The sequence below is a fragment of the Mycobacterium sp. ITM-2016-00316 genome (assembly GCF_002968335.2).
GTDB lineage: Bacteria > Actinomycetota > Actinomycetes > Mycobacteriales > Mycobacteriaceae > Mycobacterium.
In genome coordinates this window covers 1046626-1063382 of sequence record NZ_CP134398.1, presented here as the reverse complement: position 1 = coordinate 1063382, position 16757 = coordinate 1046626, and the positions used below count along the sequence as shown (strand labels likewise).

Annotated in this window: 19 protein-coding genes; 8 read left to right on the top strand and 11 right to left on the bottom strand. The window is 68.1% G+C overall.

The window, feature by feature from the left end; all coding sequences use genetic code 11:
* The first annotated feature begins 13 nt into the window (after positions 1-13).
* Both C6A86_RS05095 and C6A86_RS05090 read left to right on the top strand, forming a co-directional pair.
* A complete protein-coding gene (locus C6A86_RS05095; protein ID WP_105362510.1) occupies positions 14-676 on the top strand; it encodes a response regulator transcription factor in 663 nt (220 codons plus the stop codon).
* Positions 673-1893: a GAF domain-containing sensor histidine kinase gene (locus C6A86_RS05090; protein ID WP_105362511.1), complete on the top strand. Its 1221-nt coding sequence runs from the start codon at positions 673-675 to the stop codon at positions 1891-1893. The genes C6A86_RS05095 and C6A86_RS05090 overlap by 4 nt, the downstream gene beginning before the upstream one ends.
* Before the next feature lie 5 nt (positions 1894-1898).
* On the opposite strand, the gene C6A86_RS05085 is transcribed toward C6A86_RS05090, so the two are convergent.
* The 3 genes from C6A86_RS05085 to C6A86_RS05075 form a co-directional block, all read right to left on the bottom strand.
* Positions 1899-2402, bottom strand: a complete 504-nt coding sequence (locus C6A86_RS05085) for a MarR family transcriptional regulator (RefSeq protein WP_105362512.1) — start codon at positions 2400-2402, stop codon at positions 1899-1901.
* A gap of 63 nt (positions 2403-2465) precedes the next feature.
* A complete protein-coding gene (locus C6A86_RS05080; RefSeq protein WP_105362513.1) occupies positions 2466-3179 on the bottom strand; it encodes an anti-sigma factor in 714 nt (237 codons plus the stop codon).
* Positions 3176-3700: a sigma-70 family RNA polymerase sigma factor gene (locus C6A86_RS05075; RefSeq protein WP_105362514.1), complete on the bottom strand. Its 525-nt coding sequence runs from the start codon at positions 3698-3700 to the stop codon at positions 3176-3178. Before C6A86_RS05075 ends, C6A86_RS05080 begins: the two co-directional genes overlap by 4 nt.
* A 206-nt stretch (positions 3701-3906) precedes the next feature.
* Here C6A86_RS05075 and C6A86_RS05070 point away from each other — a divergent pair, with 206 nt between their 5' ends.
* The 3 genes from C6A86_RS05070 to C6A86_RS05060 are packed head-to-tail and all read left to right on the top strand — an operon-like array spanning position 3907 to position 7038.
* Positions 3907-4722, top strand: a complete 816-nt coding sequence (locus C6A86_RS05070) for an alpha/beta fold hydrolase (protein WP_105362515.1) — start codon at positions 3907-3909, stop codon at positions 4720-4722.
* Positions 4722-6362, top strand: a complete 1641-nt coding sequence (locus tag C6A86_RS05065; RefSeq protein WP_233212931.1) for a GMC family oxidoreductase — start codon at positions 4722-4724, stop codon at positions 6360-6362. Before C6A86_RS05070 ends, C6A86_RS05065 begins: the two co-directional genes overlap by 1 nt.
* A gap of 10 nt (positions 6363-6372) precedes the next feature.
* The gene (locus C6A86_RS05060) at positions 6373-7038 is read left to right on the top strand and encodes a GntR family transcriptional regulator (protein WP_105362516.1); all 666 of its coding nucleotides are present in this window, start codon (positions 6373-6375) and stop codon (positions 7036-7038) included.
* 10 nt (positions 7039-7048) lie between these two features.
* Here the strand turns inward: C6A86_RS05060 and map are convergent, their stop codons facing one another.
* From map to secY, 3 genes are read right to left on the bottom strand one after another with little or no spacing between them, the layout of a single operon-like run.
* Positions 7049-7843 (bottom strand): type I methionyl aminopeptidase, encoded by a 795-nt coding sequence (gene map, locus C6A86_RS05055; RefSeq protein ID WP_105362517.1) that lies wholly within the window; start codon positions 7841-7843, stop codon positions 7049-7051.
* Positions 7844-7870: 27 nt separating this feature from the next.
* The gene (locus tag C6A86_RS05050; protein WP_105362518.1) at positions 7871-8416 is read right to left on the bottom strand and encodes an adenylate kinase; all 546 of its coding nucleotides are present in this window, start codon (positions 8414-8416) and stop codon (positions 7871-7873) included.
* Between the two features lie 15 nt (positions 8417-8431).
* The gene (gene secY / locus C6A86_RS05045) at positions 8432-9760 is read right to left on the bottom strand and encodes a preprotein translocase subunit SecY (protein ID WP_311101040.1); all 1329 of its coding nucleotides are present in this window, start codon (positions 9758-9760) and stop codon (positions 8432-8434) included.
* Positions 9761-10023: 263 nt separating this feature from the next.
* On the opposite strand from secY, the gene C6A86_RS05040 reads away from it, so the two are divergent.
* Genes C6A86_RS05040 through C6A86_RS05030 form a run of 3 tightly spaced genes read left to right on the top strand, consistent with a single transcriptional unit; the run spans position 10024 to position 12755 of the window.
* Entirely contained in the window at positions 10024-10938 is a 915-nt protein-coding gene (locus C6A86_RS05040; protein WP_105364657.1) for an SAM-dependent methyltransferase, read from the top strand.
* Positions 10938-11834 carry an SAM-dependent methyltransferase gene (locus tag C6A86_RS05035; protein ID WP_105364656.1) on the top strand — a complete coding sequence of 299 codons (897 nt, stop codon included), beginning with the start codon at positions 10938-10940 and terminating at the stop codon, positions 11832-11834. Before C6A86_RS05040 ends, C6A86_RS05035 begins: the two co-directional genes overlap by 1 nt.
* A 9-nt stretch (positions 11835-11843) precedes the next feature.
* On the top strand, positions 11844-12755 hold the full coding sequence (locus C6A86_RS05030; RefSeq protein ID WP_105364655.1) for a class I SAM-dependent methyltransferase: 912 nt from the start codon (positions 11844-11846) through the stop codon (positions 12753-12755).
* A 17-nt stretch (positions 12756-12772) separates the two neighbouring features.
* On the opposite strand, the gene C6A86_RS05025 is transcribed toward C6A86_RS05030, so the two are convergent.
* From C6A86_RS05025 to C6A86_RS05005, 5 genes are all read right to left on the bottom strand, one after another.
* Entirely contained in the window at positions 12773-13129 is a 357-nt protein-coding gene (locus C6A86_RS05025) for an STAS domain-containing protein (protein ID WP_105364662.1), read from the bottom strand.
* 29 nt (positions 13130-13158) lie between these two features.
* Positions 13159-14241, bottom strand: coding sequence for a glycosyltransferase (locus tag C6A86_RS05020; protein WP_105364654.1), 1083 nt, complete (start codon positions 14239-14241; stop codon positions 13159-13161).
* A 100-nt stretch (positions 14242-14341) separates the two neighbouring features.
* Positions 14342-15703: a PIG-L family deacetylase gene (locus C6A86_RS05015; RefSeq protein ID WP_105364653.1), complete on the bottom strand. Its 1362-nt coding sequence runs from the start codon at positions 15701-15703 to the stop codon at positions 14342-14344.
* Complete coding sequence (locus C6A86_RS05010; protein ID WP_105364652.1) at positions 15696-16010, bottom strand: hypothetical protein; 315 nt, start codon at positions 16008-16010, stop codon at positions 15696-15698. Before C6A86_RS05010 ends, C6A86_RS05015 begins: the two co-directional genes overlap by 8 nt.
* Positions 16011-16078: 68 nt before the next feature.
* The gene (locus tag C6A86_RS05005) at positions 16079-16702 is read right to left on the bottom strand and encodes a response regulator transcription factor (protein WP_233213111.1); all 624 of its coding nucleotides are present in this window, start codon (positions 16700-16702) and stop codon (positions 16079-16081) included.
* Between the last annotated feature and the right edge of the window lie 55 nt (positions 16703-16757).

The following is a 16757-nucleotide window of genomic DNA, read 5'->3' as shown; positions in this document are numbered from 1 at the left end:
TTAAGGTGTTGCCATGGCGCCCTCCAGCCCGCTGCGCCTTGTGCTGGTCGATGACCACGAGATGGTCATCGAGGGCCTCAAGGCCATGCTGACCACCTTCGGCGACCGGGTCCAGGTGGTCGGTCAGGCCATCGGCGCCGAGCAGGCTGTCCTCGTCGTGCAGGAGCTGCAACCCGACATCGTGTTGTGCGACGTCCGCATGCAGGGCTCCAGCGGCCTGGATCTGTGCGTCACGCTGCGCGAGCGGGACCCGGACCGCAAGGTCGTGATGCTGTCGGTCTACGACGACGAGCAGTACCTGTTCCAGGCGCTGCGGGTCGGGGCGTCGGGTTATCTGCTCAAGAGCATCAGCAGCGACGAACTGGTGCGCCAGCTGGAGTTCGCACACCGGGGGCAGACCGCGATCGACCCGACCATGGCCGCCCGCGCCGCCGACACCGCGGCCCGCCTGCAGCGCGACGAGTTCTGGCCCGGCGTCCGGCAGGGTCTGACGCAGCGCGAGAGCGAGATCCTGTCCTACGTGGTCAGCGGGCTGTCGAACCGCGGGATCGCCAACAAGCTGGTGATCGGCGACGAAACCGTCAAAACCCACCTGAGCTCCATTTACCGCAAGCTCGGCGTGAGCGACCGCACGGGTGCCGTCGCCACTGCGCTGCGCGAGGGGATATATCAATGACCCACGCCGAGAAGCCGCCCGGTCGCAACGTGCTGACCTCCGACCGCGAGCTGGCACTGTTGCGCGAGTTGATCCAGGCGACCTCCAGCGGGCCGGGCGTGGAGCCCCTGGCCGCGGCCGCCGCCCGGATGATCACCGATGCGACCGCGACAGACGTCTGCTTCGTGCATGTCCTCGACGACACCGACCGTTCGCTGACCCTCACCGGAGCGACCCCGCCCTTCGACAGCGAGGTCGGCAAGATCCGGTTGCCGCTGGGCAGTGGGATCTCCGGCTGGGTGGCCAGCAACCGGCAGCCGGTGGTGATCAGCCACGACAAGGAGTCCGACCCGCGCTATCTGCCGTTCGAGTCGCTGCGCGGCTCGGATTTCACCTCGATGGTGTCGGTGCCGATGGAGACCGACCCGGGCGGACTGGTCGGGGTGCTCAACGTGCACACCGTGCACCGGCGCGAGTTCACCGCGCGTGACGTCGAACTGCTGCTGGTGATCGGACGGTTGATCGCCGGTGCGCTGCATCAGGCCCGGCTGCACCGCCAGCTCGTGGCCCGTGAACGGGCCCACGAGAACTTCGTCGAGCAGGTCATCCAGGCCCAGGAACTGGAACGGCGGCGACTGGCCGGCGATATCCACGACGGTATCTCCCAGCGCCTCGTGACGCTGTCCTACTGGCTGGACGCGGCCGCCCGGGCGGTGGCCGACGAGGCGGGTGCACCCTCGAACGTGGCAGCCGATCACCTCGCCAAGGCCCGCGAACTGGTGGACCTGACGCTGCAGGAGGCCCGCGCCGCGATCGGTGGATTGCGTCCGCCGGTGCTCGACGATCTCGGGTTGGCCGGCGGACTTGCCAGTCTGGCCCGTTCGATACCGCAACCCGCCATCGACGTCGACCTCGCACAGGACCGGCTACCCGATCACATCGAACTGGCGCTGTACCGGATCGCCCAGGAATGCCTGCAGAACGTGGTCAAGCACGCCCACGCCACCCGCGCGAAGCTGACCTACAGCGTGAAAGACGACCTGGCACGGCTCGAAATCGTCGACGACGGAGTCGGATTCGATACGTTCGAGCATCCGCTGGGCAGCGACGAGATGGGCGGCTACGGGTTGCTGTCGATGGCCGAACGCGCCGAGATCGTGGGTGGCAGGCTGCACATCCGGTCCCGGCCGGACGTGGGCACCACCGTCACCGCCACCATCCCGCTGCCGTCGGCGTAGCCGCCTCAGAAATCGCCGGCGTGACGGCGCAGCGTCTCGATCGAGGTCGCCAGCGACCTGGACTCGTCGGTGGAGATACCGATATCGGCGAAGACATCCTTGTTGAGCGTCTCGGTCGCGTCCTCGACGGTGGAGCGGCCCAGTTCGGTCAGCCGCACCAGGGTGGTGCGCCCGTCTGTCGGGTGTGGCAGACGCTCCACCAGCCCGTCGCTCTCCAACCGCCGGATGGCGTGCGTGACGCTGGTGACGTGAACCTGCAGGCGGTCAGAGGCTTTGGTGATGGGCAGCTCGCCGTTGCGACTGAAAGCCAGCAGCCGCAGCAGTTCGAACCGGGAGAAACTGAGGTCGTAGGGCCGCAGCGCGGTCTCGACCCGGGCCAGCAGGATCTGATGGGCCCGCATCACCGAGGTCACCGCCACCATGCCGTCGGCGACCTCACCCCAGCCGGCCCGTTCCCAGTTCGCGCGCGCCAGCGTGATCGGGTCACGTTTGCCGGGAGGTGAGGGCATGACCTTTCTTACCGTACCGGCGGGGCTTTTCCCGTATCGAGGCGCCGACGGATCTCGCGGACCTCACAGATTCCGCTCCAGCAGCACCGTGCCATCGTCGGCGGAAACCAGTTGCACAGAGGCGATTCCGCTTTGCGGCAGCGCGACGTTGCCGCTGGGCAGCGCGGTGGCGCCGGACAGGCCGAGCCAGGTCGCGACCTGGGTCCGGCTGCCGTCGTGTCCCACGACGACCATTCCGAGATTCTGCGCCGCACCGTCGCGTTGACCCCAGTCCCCGTAGCTGCACGCCATGTCGATGCGAGTGCCCCAGCTGTAGCTGGACAGCGCGATACTCGCATTGATCGGCGTCTCGTTGACCTTGTCCATCGCCAGCATCGCGACGGCCGGTGAACCCTGTTGCAGTCCCACGGTTTCCGGCGCGATGACCACGACCAGACCGACGGCGAGCAGTGCTGCCGCCACACCCACCGCGACGGTGGTCAGCCACCGGGACCTGCGGCGGCGGGCTCGCACCCGGTCCAGCACATGCTCGCGCAGCTCCGGACGCAACGGCGGGTCGGGCAGCCGGTTGTCGAGCGCCGCCACCTCGTCGAGGTCCACCATCGCCAGCAGCGCCGGCATCCCGGTCAGCTCGGCGACCGCGTCGCGGCAGCGTGCACACGTCTGCAGGTGTGCCTCGAAGTCTCGGCGCTCGCCGGGAGTCAGCGCGCCGAGCACGTAACTGGCGTCCCAGGTGAGGTACGGGTCGCCCGCGGCGGTCTGGGTGAATTCGGTCATCGGGTCACCCCCATTTCCTGCAGGTTCAGTCTCAGCGCGCGCACCGCGTAATGCAGCCGGGATTTCACCGTCCCTTCGGCGATGCCGAGGTCGGCGGCGATCTGCGCGGTACTCCAGCCTTGGTAGTAGGCCCGCCGGATGACCGCGCGGTGGTCCTCGGAGAGTTCGCTCAACGCGGTGCTGATCAACAGTCGGTCCAACGCGGTGTCCACTTCGTCGGGGCCGGCAGCGGCGGTGTTTCCGGCGACCGTTTCGACATCGGGCGTCCCTGCCTCGTTGCGGAACCGCGCACTGCGCCGTTCGTCGATGACGAGATTACGCGCCACGGTGTACAGCCAGGCCCGAGCGGGCCGATCCGGGTCGGCGCTGACTTCGGGATGGCGCCAGGCCCGCAACAGCGTCTCCTGCACCACGTCCTCCGCCCTGCCGGCATCGCCGGTCAGGCGCAGGGCGTAGCGCCACAGCGCTGCTGCGTGCTCGTCGTACAAGACCCGCATCATCGCGGCCTCCGGATCGTCCACTCCCAACCTCCGTCTCTGATACGACGTGGGTGGCCGCCGAGTTCAACCTAACGCCGGTACCTGGGAGATTGCCCACGGTCGACACCGCTTGACCCTCCTCCTGCGGGAGGCCCGACGCTGGACGCGGCCCGGCGCCCGCCGGCCGCTGGACGTAGACAACCGATATGCAATATATTGCATTTATCCCATCTACCCGGAGACGATCCATGACCATCCGTACCGCCCTCATCACCGTGACCGCCGCACTGTCCGTGACAGCCCTGAGCGCGGGTTGCACCGGCGCAGCAGCGCAGCCACCCGCCCCGGCCGACCGGCCCACCGTGGTGCTCGTGCACGGGGCTTTCGCCGACTCCTCCAGCTGGAATGGCGTCATCGAACAGCTCCAGGCCGACGGCTACCCGGTCATCGCGGCGGCCAATCCGCTGCGCGGCCTCGCCGCCGACGCCGCATATGTGCGCAGCGTCGTCGACAGTGTGGCCGGCCCGGTGGTCCTCGCCGGCCATTCCTACGGCGGTTCGGTGATCAGCGAAGCCGCGGACGCCAGCCCCAATGTCAAGGCCCTGGTGTACGTGGCGAGCTTCATCCTCGAGGTGGGCGAGAGCACCGGGCAGTTGGCCGCCAAGTTCCCCGGAGCCGAGCTCGGGCCCGCGCTGCACGCGGTGCCCTATCCCCTGCCCGAGGGCGGCATCGCCGATGAGCTCTACATCAAGCAGGACGAGTTCGCCGCGGTGTTCGCCGCCGACGTGCCCGCCGACGTCGCCACGCTGATGGCAGCCACCCAACGGCCCATCACTGCAGCCGCGCTGGAAGACCCCGCGACCAAGGCCGCCTGGAAGACCATCCCGTCCTGGAACATGGTCACCACCAAGGACCTTGCCATCCCCGCCGACTCCATGCGGTACATGGGCGAACGCGCCACATCGCACACCGTCGAGGTCGACGCCTCCCACGCCGTCACCGTCTCCCAGCCCGGCGCCGTCGCCGACCTGATCAGCCAGGCCGCGGGCGCCACCCGGTCCTGATGCGAAAAACCCTGGTACACAACACCGACAACAGAGGAGACACCATCATGCTGGGCGCATCGGAGACCGGCACCACGGCAAGGGAATACGACTACGTCGTCGTCGGAGCCGGCTCGGCAGGCTGCGTGGTGGCCACCAGACTTGCCGAAGATCCAGATGTCGAGGTGCTACTCCTGGAATCCGGCCCGGTGGACTCGCACCCGGCGATTGCCGAACCGCCGGCCTGGCCGACGCTGTGGGGCAGCGATGTCGACCACGGATATCGCACGGTTGCACAGGCGGGCACCGATGGACATTCCCACGGCTGGCCGCGCGGGCGAACCCTCGGCGGTAGCAGTGCCATCAACGCCATGGTGTATCTGCGCGGGCACCCCGACGATTTCCGCAGATGGTCCGAATCAGGTTGCCCGGGATGGGATTACGAGTCTGTTCTGCCCTACTTCCGGCGAATGGAATCCACCCGCGGACGGGACCCGCGCTACCGCGGTTCGGATGGGCCGATGCGGCCCGCTCCGGCGGCCGAGGCGGCCAACGCCCTGTCGCAGGTGTTCCTCGACGGTGCCTCGGAGGCTGGCTTCCCACTGACCGACGACTTCAACGGCGCCCACCCCGAGGGCGCCGGCTGGCACGATCTGTCGATCTCCGATGGCGCCCGGCAGAGCACCGCCGCCGCCTACCTGCACCCGGCGCGGGCCGGCCGGCCGAACCTCGACATTGCGACCGAGTCACGCGCACTCAGGCTCCTCTTCGACGGAAGCCACTGTATCGGTGTCGAATTCGATCGGGCGGGCGAGTTGGTGACCGTCCATGCCCGGGCCGAGGTGGTCCTGAGCGCGGGGACGGTGGACAGCCCTCGACTGCTGCTGTTGTCCGGCGTCGGCCCGGCCGGTGAACTCGAAGCCGCCGGGGTTCCCGTGCTCCACGACCTGCCCGGTGTGGGTCGCAACCTGCACGACCATCCGCTGTGCGGCATCGTCTACGAGGCCTTGCAGCCGATCCCCGCCGGGCGTACCAATCTGGCCGAGGCATCGATGCTCTGGCGCAGCAGCGCAGCACTTTCCGGCCCGGATATGCAGATGATGTTCATCCACGTTCCCCTGCACCCGCCGCATCTCTGCGCACCCCCGAACAGCTTCACCATCGGGTTCACGACCGTGCCCGAGGCCCGCGGCTCCATACGGCTGGCGGGACCAGATCCGGCGCTGGCTCCGTTGATCGACCCGAACTATCTCGGGGCGGAGTCCGATATGCGGCGGATGATCCATGGGTTGACGGTGGCGCGCGACATTGCTGCCACCCGGGCGTTCGCGCCGTGGCGGGGCCGCGAGGTGCTGCCCGGGCCCGACGTCACCGACGAGGCGGCGCTACGCGCGTTCATCGCACGCGCGACCAGTACCTACTTCCACCCGGTCGGCAGTTGTGCGATGGGCACCGGTCCCGACGCGGTCGTCGACCCCCAGCTCCGCGTGTACGGCCTGACCGGCCTGCGGGTGGCCGATGCGTCGGTGATTCCCAGGATCGTGTCGGTCAACACCAACGCGGCCACCATCATGATCGGCGAGAAGGCCGCCGACCTGATCCGGCCCGACCGGGGTCTGGCCGGCGTTGCAGGAGTCGGTGTCCATCAGCACGCAAACTAAGATCGTCTGCATGCCGGTACCGGGTGAGCAGGGCAAACACAAGCGGTCGCTGCTGCGCGAGCAGGCCTACCTGTCACTGCGGGACGCCATCGTCAACGGCACGTTGGCTCCCGGGGAGAAACTGCGCGACCCGGAACTGGAGAAGTGGCTCGGCATCAGTCGCACACCGATCCGGGAGGCCATGGCCCGCCTGGAGACGGCCGGCCTGGTGCACACCATGCCCGGACGGTCCACCGTCGTGTCGACGATCGAACGCAAGGCCGTGCTCGACGCGCAGGCCGTCGCCGCGGCCATGCATGCGCTCGCCGTCCGCACCGCGGTCCCGCTGATGGGCACCGGTGAGTATGCCGCCATGGCGGAGGCCAACAAGGAGTTCGCGGACGCGCTCACTGCGGGCGACGCCGCGGCGGCCCTGCGGGCGGACGACCGGTTTCACCACGTCGCCGTGGAGGCGAGTGAGAACCAGGCCATCGCGGTGGCGCTGGAGTCGGTGACTCCGGTACTCAGGCGGCTGGAATACCAGCGCTTTTCGTCGTTGTCCGGGCGCCAGTCGATCGCGCAACACGAACGGATCATCGAACTGTGCCGCCACGGCGATGCCGATGCGGCAGCGGCCGCGACGCAACAGAACTGGGAGACCCTCACCCTCCTGGCCAGTGACCAGGATGTGCACTGAACCTGCCGGGTCAGAGCGTCAGGATGCGCGGGCCGTCCGCGGTGACGGCCACGGTGTGCTCCCAATGCGCGGCACGTGAACCGTCGGTGGTCACCACGGTCCAGTCGTCGTCGAGCACCTTGGTGTTCGCCGTACCCAGTGTCAGCATCGGCTCGATCGCCAGCACCGATCCGACCTCGAGGTACGGGCCCTTACCGGGCGCGCCCTCATTGGGCAGGAACGGGTCCATGTGCATTTCGCGCCCGATGCCGTGCCCGCCGTAGCCGGCGACGATGCCGTATTTCCGATCGTCGCGCGCCTCGGCGGCGTGCGTGCCGACCTCGATGGCGTGGGACACGTCGGTCAACCGGTTGCCGGGCACCATCGCGGCAATACCCGCCTCCATGGACGCCCTGGTGGCCTCGGACAGCAGTTCGTCGGCCGGGATGAGTGCCCCGATGCCGAACGTCACGGCGGAATCGCCGTGCCAGTCGTCGAGGATGGCCCCGCAGTCGATCGACACCAGGTCACCGGCCACGAGTTTCTCGGCATCCGAGGGGATGCCGTGCACGACGCGGTCGTTGACCGATGCGCAGACGGTGGCCGGGAACCCGTGATAGCCGAGGAACGACGGCACACCGCCGCCGTCGCGGATCACCGATTCGGCGATCCGGTCCAGTTCACCGGTGGACACGCCGGGGGCGGCGGCCTCCCGGACGGCTTTGAGCGCCGCGGCCACCAGCGCGCCCGCGGCGGCCATCGCGTCGAGTTCGCCGGGGCTGCGCTGTGGAACGACCTTGCGACGCAGGCCGGGCACGTTGATCATGATTGGCCGATCAAGGGGTGCTCCTGATTACTGGCCGAGCGCCTGCAACGCCCGGGCGAACACCTCGTCCAGGGTGCCGACGGCCTCGACAGTCTTCAGTTCGTCTGCGTAGTAGTCCAGCAGCGGTGCGGTCTCGGCGTTGTAGACCGCCATCCGGTTGCGGATGACCTCTTCGGTGTCGTCGGCGCGGCCGCGACCCTTGAGACGCTCGAGCAACTCGTCCTCGGACACCCGGAACTCGAGCACCGCGTCCAGCTTCAGGCCGCGCTTGGCCAGCATCTCCTTGAGCGCCTCGGCCTGCTCGACCGAGCGCGGGTATCCGTCGAGGATGAACCCGGCGGCCGCGTCGTCGTGGTCGATCCGGTCGTCGACGAGTGCGTTGGTGAGTGTGGCGGGCACCAGGTCACCGGCGTCCAGGTACTTCTTGGCTTCCACACCGAGCGGGGTGCCGGCGCCGATGTTGTGGCGGAACAGGTCGCCGGTGGAGATCTGCGGGATGCCCAGCTGGGCGGCGAGCTTCTCCGCCTGGGTTCCTTTTCCGGCACCGGGAGGTCCGAGCAATACGATTCTCACTTCAGGAAACCTCTCTCACTTCAAGAAACCTTCGTAGTTGCGCTGCATGAGCTGGCTCTCGATCTGCTTCACGGTATCCAACCCCACGCCGATCATGATCAGCACCGCAACGCCGCCGAAGGGCAGGTTCTGCAGGGTAGCGCCGCCACTGCCGGCCTGCAGAACGACGTTCGGGAGCACCGCGATCACGCCGAGGTAGATCGAGCCCGGCAGGGTGATGCGGCTCAGCACGAAACGCAGATAGTCAGCGGTGGGCTTGCCCGGCCGGATACCCGGGATGAAGCCGCCGAACTTCTTCATCTCGTCGGCCCGTTCCTCCGGGTTGAACGTGATGGAGACGTAGAAGTACGTGAAGAAGATGATCAGGCCGAAGTAGAAGGCGATATGGACCGGTGCCGTCGGGTTGGACAGGTGGTTGGCCACGAACGAGCTCCACCACCCGGTGCCCGGGTTCTCGCGACCGCTGTCGATGAGCTGGGTGACCAGCTGCGGGATGTAGATCAGCGAGGACGCGAAGATCACCGGGATGACGCCGGCCTGGTTGACCTTGAGCGGCAGGTAGGTCGAGGTGCCGCCGTACATGCGCCGGCCCACCATGCGCTTGGCGTACTGCACCGGGATGCGGCGCTGGCCCTGCTCGACGAACACCACGCCGACCAGGACGGCCAGCGCGCCGATGCAGACGAAGGTGAACACCATGCCGCCGCGGGCATCCAGGATGGCCTTGCCCTCGGCCGGGATGCGGGCCGCGATACCCGCGAAGATCAGCAGCGACATGCCGTTGCCGACGCCGCGCTCGGTGACCAGCTCGCCCATCCACATCACCAGGGCGGCGCCGGCGGTCATGACCAGCACGATGATGACCAGGCCGAAGATCGACGAGTCCTCGATGATGTCCAGGCTGCAACCCTGCATCAGGCCACCGTTGGCGGCCAGCGCCACGATGCTGGTGGCCTGCAGGATCGCCAGCGCGATCGACAGGTACCGGGTGTACTGGGTCATCTTGGCCTGGCCGGCCTGACCCTCCTTCTTGAGCTGCTCGAAGCGCGGGATGACCACGGTCAGCAGCTGCACGATGATGCTGGCGGTGATGTAGGGCATGACGCCGACCGCGAACACCGACAGCTGCAGCAGCGCGCCACCGGAGAACAGGTTGATCAGCGAGTAGATCTGCGCCGAGTCACCGCCGCTGACCTGCTCGATGCACTGCTGCACGTTCGGGTAGTTGACGCCCGGCGACGGAATGGTCGCGCCGACGCGGTACAGAATTACCAACCCGAGGGTGAACAGGATCTTGCGCCTGAGGTCGGCAGTCCGCATCGACGAGATGAAAGCCGAAAGCACTCTTCCTCCTGCGCAGCCGACTTCAATCGCGCGGCGTGCAATGGGGCTGGAAAATCCAGCGTCTGGTTAAAGTCTCATGCGCTCTAGCTGCAGGTTCACCGCCTGCATAGTCGCGCGTCAAACAGTCTACGAGAGTAACAGCTGCGCCCCGCACCGCCCTTGTCCACGGCGCGAGCGCGATCGCGAGGTCAAACAGAATTGAAGCGTACAGTCGGTGGTGTTCATTAAATCAGCTAATTAAATTGTGTGGAGGAGAGATCGCCATGGCACGCACCGACGGAGACAGCTGGGACCTGGCGTCCAGCGTGGGCGCCACCGCGACGATGGTCGCTGCGGCCCGCGCGATGGCGAGCGCCGCCCCCGACCCCGTGATCAACGATCAGTTCGCCGCTCCTCTGGTGCGCGCGGTGGGCGTCGACTTCTTCACCAAGCTCGTCGACGGCGAGCTCACCGATGCCGATCTGGGCGACGATCCGCAGCTGAACATCGCGCGCTTCGCCAATGGGATGGCCGCGCGCACCCGGTTCTTCGACGACTTCTTCGCCGCCGCCGGTGCGGCAGGCGTGCGGCAGGCGGTCATCCTGGCCGCCGGCCTGGACTCGCGCGCCTACCGGCTGGCCTGGCCCGCCGGCACCGTGGTGTACGAGATCGACCAGCCCGAGGTGATCGCCTTCAAATCCCGGACACTCGCCGAGCTGGGCGCCCAGCCCACCGCGGTCCGCCGCGCCGTCGCGGCCGACCTGCGCGACGACTGGGTGTCGGCACTGCGGTCGGCAGGCTTCGATCCCGCAGCACCGACCGCCTGGATCGCCGAGGGACTGTTCGGCTACCTGCCACCCGAGGCGCAGGACCGGCTGCTCAGCCTGATCACCGAGAACAGCGCGCCCGGCAGCCGGGTCGCCGCCGAGGCGGTACCCGCCACCATGGACGTCGACCCGGAGGCGGTCCGGGAACGGATGCAGACGGTGACCGAGAAGTGGTCCTCGCACGGGTTCGATCTGGACTTCAGCGAGCTGATCTATCTCGGTGATCGCACGGAAGCGACGACGCACCTCACCGACCTCGGCTGGCAGACCTCGGCGATCCCGACCAACGGCCTGCTGGCGCAGTACGGACTGCCCCTCATCGAAGAAGATCAACAGTTCGGGCAGGCGTCCTACCTCACCGCGGTCAAGTGATGGCACGGTCCGAGGGCGACAGCTGGGACCTGGCCTCCAGCGTGGGCGCCACCGCCACGTCGGTGGCCGCCTCCCGGGCGCTGGCCAGCCGTGGGCCCGACCCGCTGATCGACGACCCCTACGCTGCGACGCTCGTCGAGGCCGTCGGCGTCCCGCACTTCATCCGCATGGCCAACGGGGAGTTCGACGACAGCCACGATCCGCTCTTCGGACGGGACCAGATGCGCGCGCACATCGCGGTGCGCACCCGGTTTTTCGACGACTTCTTTGCCGCCGCGGCAGCGGCAGGCGCACGTCAAGCGGTCATCCTCGCCTCCGGGCTCGACACCCGCGCCTACCGCCTGGGCTGGCCCGACGGGACCGTCGTGTTCGAGATCGACCAACCGGAAGTCATCGAGTTCAAGACCCGGGTGCTCGCCGACACCGGCGCCATGCCCGGTGCGGACCGCCGCACCGTCGGCATCGACCTGCGCGAGGACTGGCCGGCCGCGCTGCGGGGCGCCGGTTTCGATCCGTCGGCACCGACGGCATGGATCGCCGAAGGGCTGCTGATCTATCTGCCCCCGGACGCGCAGGACCGGCTGTTGGACAACATCACTGCTCTCAGCGCCCCCGGCAGCGCACTGGCCACCGAGCACATGGACGCCAAGGCCCTCACCGGGGACTGGGCCAAGGAGCTCAGCGCGCGCGGCCGCCGGTACGGCAGCGATATCGATCTGAACGAGTTGTTCTACAGCGGCCCGCGCACCCCCGCCGGCGATCACCTGAGCGCAGCCGGCTGGCAGGTGACGGTGCTGCCCAACGACAAGGCCTACGCCGCCCAGGGATTCGAGCGACCCAACGACGAACTGGCGGCGATGGTGGGAGACTCCGGCTATCTGACGGCCAACAAGTGAGGTATGGCAATGGCACGCTCCGAGGGTGACAGCTGGGACCTGGCCTCCAGTGTCGGTGCGACGGCGACGATGGTGGCGGCGGGTCGGGCCATCGCCACCAACGCCGAGCACCCGCTGTTCGACGATCCGTTCGCCGCGCCGCTGGTGCGCGCGGTGGGCATCGAGGCCTTCACCATGATGGTCGACGGAACCATCGACATCGCGGCCATCGCTCCCGAGGGCGCGGCGCAGGTCAAGTCCAATATCGACGAGATGGCGGTGCGGACGAAGTTTTTCGACGACTACTTCGTCAGCGCAGGCGAATCCGGGGTCCGTCAGGCCGTCATCCTGGCCGCCGGGCTCGATGCCCGCGCCTACCGGTTGCCGTGGGCGGACGGCACGGTCGTCTACGAAGTGGACCAGCCCGAGGTCGTCGAATTCAAGACCCGGACACTGGCAGACCTCGGCGCCTCCCCCACCGCCGAACGCAGGACTGTGCCGATCGATCTGCGCGAGGATTGGCCGGCGGCCATGCGCGCAGCGGGCCTGGACCCCGACCGGCCGACGGCGTGGTGTGCGGAGGGCCTGCTGATCTACCTGCCGCAGGAGGCACAGGACCGGCTGTTCGACAACATCCACGAACTCAGCGCACCCGGCAGCACCGTGGCCACCGAATTCGTGCCCGGTATGCGCGATTTCGACCCGGAGAAGGCGCGCGCCGCGGCCGACACCTTCGCCCGGCTGGGGCTTGAGATGGATATGCCATCGCTGATCTATCACGGTGAGCGCACCTCTGCCGCGGACTATCTGAGCGCGAAGGGCTGGCGGATGAGCGGCGTTCCCCGCACCGAACTGTTCGCCAGATACGGCCTACCCACACCGGAGTTCGGTGACCGGGATGTGCTCGGCGAGATCGTCTACATCAGCGGCACTTTGCCGTAGCCGAGTGTCGCGGCCGGTCAGTCCCGGACCGCCGCCAAGGCCTCGTCCAGTTCGGCGAACAACCCCACGATATCGGCGATGCCGATGAGCTTGAGTGGGCGGCTGGTCGCCGGACCGTCGGCCACGATCACCAAGCGCACCTCGGGTGCGAGGTTGGCGTGGGCGGCCACCAGCACGCCCATCCCCGACGAGGCCAGGAATTCCACCGCACCCAGATCCACCACGATCGCCGCGGGCGTGGCGGACGCGGCGGTGGCGATGGCCTCCTCCAATTTCGGCGCGGTCAGGGCATCGACCGTTCCGCTGACCACAACCACGGCGACACCGTCGATTCGGCGTTCTTCGATGGTGCAGCCGGACGGTTGGCTGGTCATGCTCACCTGCTCCTTCATGTCTTTGTCGATCACTGTCGGGAAACCTCCAGTCCGTTCGTGCGCCGCGCCAGCGTCAGCAGCTGCTCGTAGTCGTCGGCCGTGCGATCGCTGCTCAGTCGGACCCGCGCCGAGAGGCCGACGCGTTCCCGGTCCGTCCGCACCACGGCGTCCAGGGCCGCAGCAAGGCGGGCGGATTCACCATCACCGGCCGTCACCAGGACACCCCCGGGCAGCATCACCACCTCGGCCAGCCCACCACGGCGCAGGCCCACCACCGGCGTCCCACACATCTGGGATTCCGCGGCCACCAGACAGAACGGCTCCTCCCACCGCGGTGTCACCAACGTTGCCGCGCTCTGGCCGTAGAACTCGGCGAGATCGCCGTCGCGCAGCGCGCCGACATATTCGACCCGCGGCCCGAGGGCCGGCCGGATCACGTCCTCGAACCACCCGATGTCACCGACCGGTCCGGCCAGCCGCAGCCGCCGGCCGTAGCGGGCCGCCGCTTCGATGGCGATATCGGCGCCCTTCTCCGGGGTGAGGCGCCCGGCCCAGGCCAGGTCGTCACCACCGGGCCCCATCGGGAATCCGGCGGGGTCGACACCGTTGTGAATCACCCGGACGTCGCGCAGCGTCGCCCACTGTCGGCGCAGCGCCGCGCTGACCGCCACCAGATGCGACGCCGGGCCCGCCAGCCGCGCACCGATCTCCATCCAGGGGAACGGAGGGGTGTGCAGTGTCGTGACCATCGGCACCCGCAGTGTGGAGCTCAGCGCCAGCGGCAGCTGATGCAGACTCTGATTGAGGACGGCGTCGATATCGTTGCGGTGCAGAAGATCCCGCATCACCGACAGATAGGCCACCTGATCGCTGAGGAAATGCGGCTCGGGCATGTTCGGGTCGCCCGACACGACCGCCGAGAGCTGCGGGGTATCCGGCATGACGTGCAGGTCATCGGCGAGCGCCGGGATGGTGCCGGCGCGGGCCCACAATTCGACATGGTGACCACGTTCGCGCAGCCCGCGAATGAGGATCGCGGTGAAGCGTTCCTGTCCCCCTGCATAGGGTTCGGCCACCGGGTGACGTGCCGGCCCGATCACGGCGACCCTCATCGGTTCGCCTCGGCGTCCAGGCCCGCGATGTACGTACCGAACCCGCCGTTCACCCGTGACTCGGTGTGGGCCGGCACCACGACCTCGACATGGCGGATCGTCATGATGCGCCGCGGTATTCACGGTAGACCGAGACGGGTTCGCCCCATACCTCGACCATCAGGTCGACATCGACGTAACGGGCACGCAGCGGGAGATCCAACAGCGCCGCGGCCTGTGCATGCACGGTGGCGCCATCGAGCGGGATGTCGGTCGTCGGCCCTCGCCAGTGCGCCAGCACGATCTCTCCGCGGGCGGTGAGCCGCCTGCGGACGGCGCGCAGCGTGGCGATCAGGTCGGGACCGTCCAGGAAGTAGCCGATCTCGGAAAGGATGATGGCATCAAATGTTTCGTCGGGCAGATCGTCGGGCGCGGCCCCGCAGATCCACCGCACCGCGTCGGTCCTGTTCCGGGCGACCGCCAGCGCGCGTTCGCTCGCATCGATCGCCACCACGGTGTCGGCCCGGCCCGTCAGTTGTTCGGCGAGCTGCCCGGTGGCGCAGCCGACCTCCAGGATCCGCTGGTAGCGTTCGCGTCCCAGGCAGGCCAGCACCAACTCGAGTCGGCGCCGCTCATAGGCGAAGTCATCGAGGTGCCACGGATCGTCCTCACCGGCCGCCATCATCGCGTCGAACGGTTCGGCGACGGCAGCCCGCGCCGGCCCACCACCCACGGCGGCACGGACCCGATCCGCGAGATCCGCCGCGGCGGGCATCAAGACGGTTTCGAATACCCGATGGGCGCGGCTGCGCACCGACGAGCCGACGATCGGCAGGCCGTCATCGGAGTACAGCTGGCTGAGGTAGCAGCCGATCGCCGATCTCTTGGCATCCAGGCCCTTCAGCGAGGGCGCCAGGGTCCGAACTCGCGACCAGTCCATGTCTTTCGGTGTCGCCCAGTGCCACAACCAGATCGGATAGTTGATCAGCACCGCGGATCGCCGACGGACCGCCGACTCGGCTGCCCGCGCGACGGCGTCATGGTCGGAATGCCCATCACATTCCACCGGCGCGAACACCACGGTGCGCTCATCGATCAGTTCGGCCAGTCGCCAGATCAGTTCGTCCTCGCGCGAATCCAGGCCACCGTCGGGCAGATCCCACCACAACGCCGAGATCCGGTCACCGAGTGCCGCGGTGGCTTTGTCGCCTTCGATGCGCCGCGGTGTCGATCCGGGGCCGGCACCGCCGTGCGTGACGAAGACGATGGTGATGTCGGTGTTTCGGGCACTCAGGTCAGACAGCGTTGCCCCGAGCGAGAGTGTCTCGTCATCGGGATGGGGGGCCACCACCACGATGCGCGGGCACCGCGCGACAATCGCGTCCAGGTCCAGCCTGGGCACTCCGTTCCATCCGGAGTCGAGCAACCAGGTCGCTTCGTCGGTACCGGCCTCCCGGTGTGTGCAGGGACGAGGGTCATCCATGACGTCGCTCCGCGGCCGCGAGGGCGAGCTCGCCCAGATAGGCCAGATCACGGTCTCGGTGATGCTGCCGTAGGTACACACCCAGATCACCCATCCGTCTCGCGTACTCCTCCTCGCTCACCAGTGGGCCCGGGCCGAGCACGTGACCCGCGCTGCGCAAGGTCTTTTGGCTCACCCTGGCGACCGCGGCCCGTCCCCGTTGCGCGAGCAGCATGGGGTCATCGTGACGGCCATCTATGGAGGCCGCCACCACGTCGACGGGTCCGTCAGCCGGCAGCCGTGACCGCGGTTCCTGGTCGATGAGCATCTGCACACTGAGCAGTCAACGCCTGATCGGCCCACCGAACTACACCCTTTGGGGTGTGATCACGGCGCTCAGGGGTGTAGTCGGGACACGTCGGGCCGGAAGTCATGTTCCATCCCCCAGGCCACCGCCTGCGCGCGCCGGGTGACGCCGAGCTTGCGATAGGTGGAACGCACCACGGACTTGACCGTGTTGATGGACAGATAGCAGCGTTCGGCGATCTCGCTGTTCGTCTGGCCCTGGGTGATCAGCGCGAGGACCTCAGCTTCCCGGGCAGACAGGCCCGCGTCCCGGCCGGGCCACTCCATCGGCATCGACATGCTGCCGTCGCCGCGTTCCACCACCGTCTCGCCGGCATGGATACGCTCCAGGCAGTCGACCAACGTGTCGACCGGCAGCGATTTGGCCAGATAGCCGCTCACTCCGCCGGCCAGGGAGCGGTCGATCAGCAGCTGGTCGATGTTCCACGAGTACACCGCAACCCGCCCGATATGGGGCTGGCCGACCAGGTCACTGACATCGGTGCGGTCCCCCTGGGCGGCGGCAAAGGTGTCCCAGATCGCGATGTCGACCGGACTCTGCACATCGGTCCTGGAATCGAGTTCGACGATGCGGAGCCGGTCGCGGTAGGGCGCCAACAATGCGGCCAGCCCCGCGACGATGAGTTCGTAGTCGTTTACGATGGCCAGGCTCACGGGCGAACCGCGCATGGAGCCCGCCTTCCGTTCGACCTGCACCGACCCGCCCACG

What these genes read in the sequence shown, in the direction of transcription:
- C6A86_RS05095 (WP_105362510.1), top strand. Translation starts at nt 14, where the DNA reads ATGGCGCCCTCCAGCCCGCTGCGCCTTGTGCTGGTCGATGACCACGAG.
- C6A86_RS05090 (WP_105362511.1), top strand. Translation starts at nt 673, where the DNA reads ATGACCCACGCCGAGAAGCCGCCCGGTCGCAACGTGCTGACCTCCGAC.
- C6A86_RS05085 (WP_105362512.1), bottom strand. Translation starts at nt 2,402, where the DNA reads ATGCCCTCACCTCCCGGCAAACGTGACCCGATCACGCTGGCGCGCGCG.
- C6A86_RS05080 (WP_105362513.1), bottom strand. Translation starts at nt 3,179, where the DNA reads ATGACCGAATTCACCCAGACCGCCGCGGGCGACCCGTACCTCACCTGG.
- C6A86_RS05070 (WP_105362515.1), top strand. Translation starts at nt 3,907, where the DNA reads ATGACCATCCGTACCGCCCTCATCACCGTGACCGCCGCACTGTCCGTG.
- C6A86_RS05065 (WP_233212931.1), top strand. Translation starts at nt 4,722, where the DNA reads ATGCGAAAAACCCTGGTACACAACACCGACAACAGAGGAGACACCATC.
- C6A86_RS05060 (WP_105362516.1), top strand. Translation starts at nt 6,373, where the DNA reads ATGCCGGTACCGGGTGAGCAGGGCAAACACAAGCGGTCGCTGCTGCGC.
- map (WP_105362517.1), bottom strand. Translation starts at nt 7,843, where the DNA reads ATGATCAACGTGCCCGGCCTGCGTCGCAAGGTCGTTCCACAGCGCAGC.
- C6A86_RS05040 (WP_105364657.1), top strand. Translation starts at nt 10,024, where the DNA reads ATGGCACGCACCGACGGAGACAGCTGGGACCTGGCGTCCAGCGTGGGC.
- C6A86_RS05035 (WP_105364656.1), top strand. Translation starts at nt 10,938, where the DNA reads ATGGCACGGTCCGAGGGCGACAGCTGGGACCTGGCCTCCAGCGTGGGC.
- C6A86_RS05030 (WP_105364655.1), top strand. Translation starts at nt 11,844, where the DNA reads ATGGCACGCTCCGAGGGTGACAGCTGGGACCTGGCCTCCAGTGTCGGT.
- C6A86_RS05025 (WP_105364662.1), bottom strand. Translation starts at nt 13,129, where the DNA reads ATGACCAGCCAACCGTCCGGCTGCACCATCGAAGAACGCCGAATCGAC.
- C6A86_RS05020 (WP_105364654.1), bottom strand. Translation starts at nt 14,241, where the DNA reads ATGAGGGTCGCCGTGATCGGGCCGGCACGTCACCCGGTGGCCGAACCC.
- C6A86_RS05015 (WP_105364653.1), bottom strand. Translation starts at nt 15,703, where the DNA reads ATGGATGACCCTCGTCCCTGCACACACCGGGAGGCCGGTACCGACGAA.
- C6A86_RS05010 (WP_105364652.1), bottom strand. Translation starts at nt 16,010, where the DNA reads ATGCTCATCGACCAGGAACCGCGGTCACGGCTGCCGGCTGACGGACCC.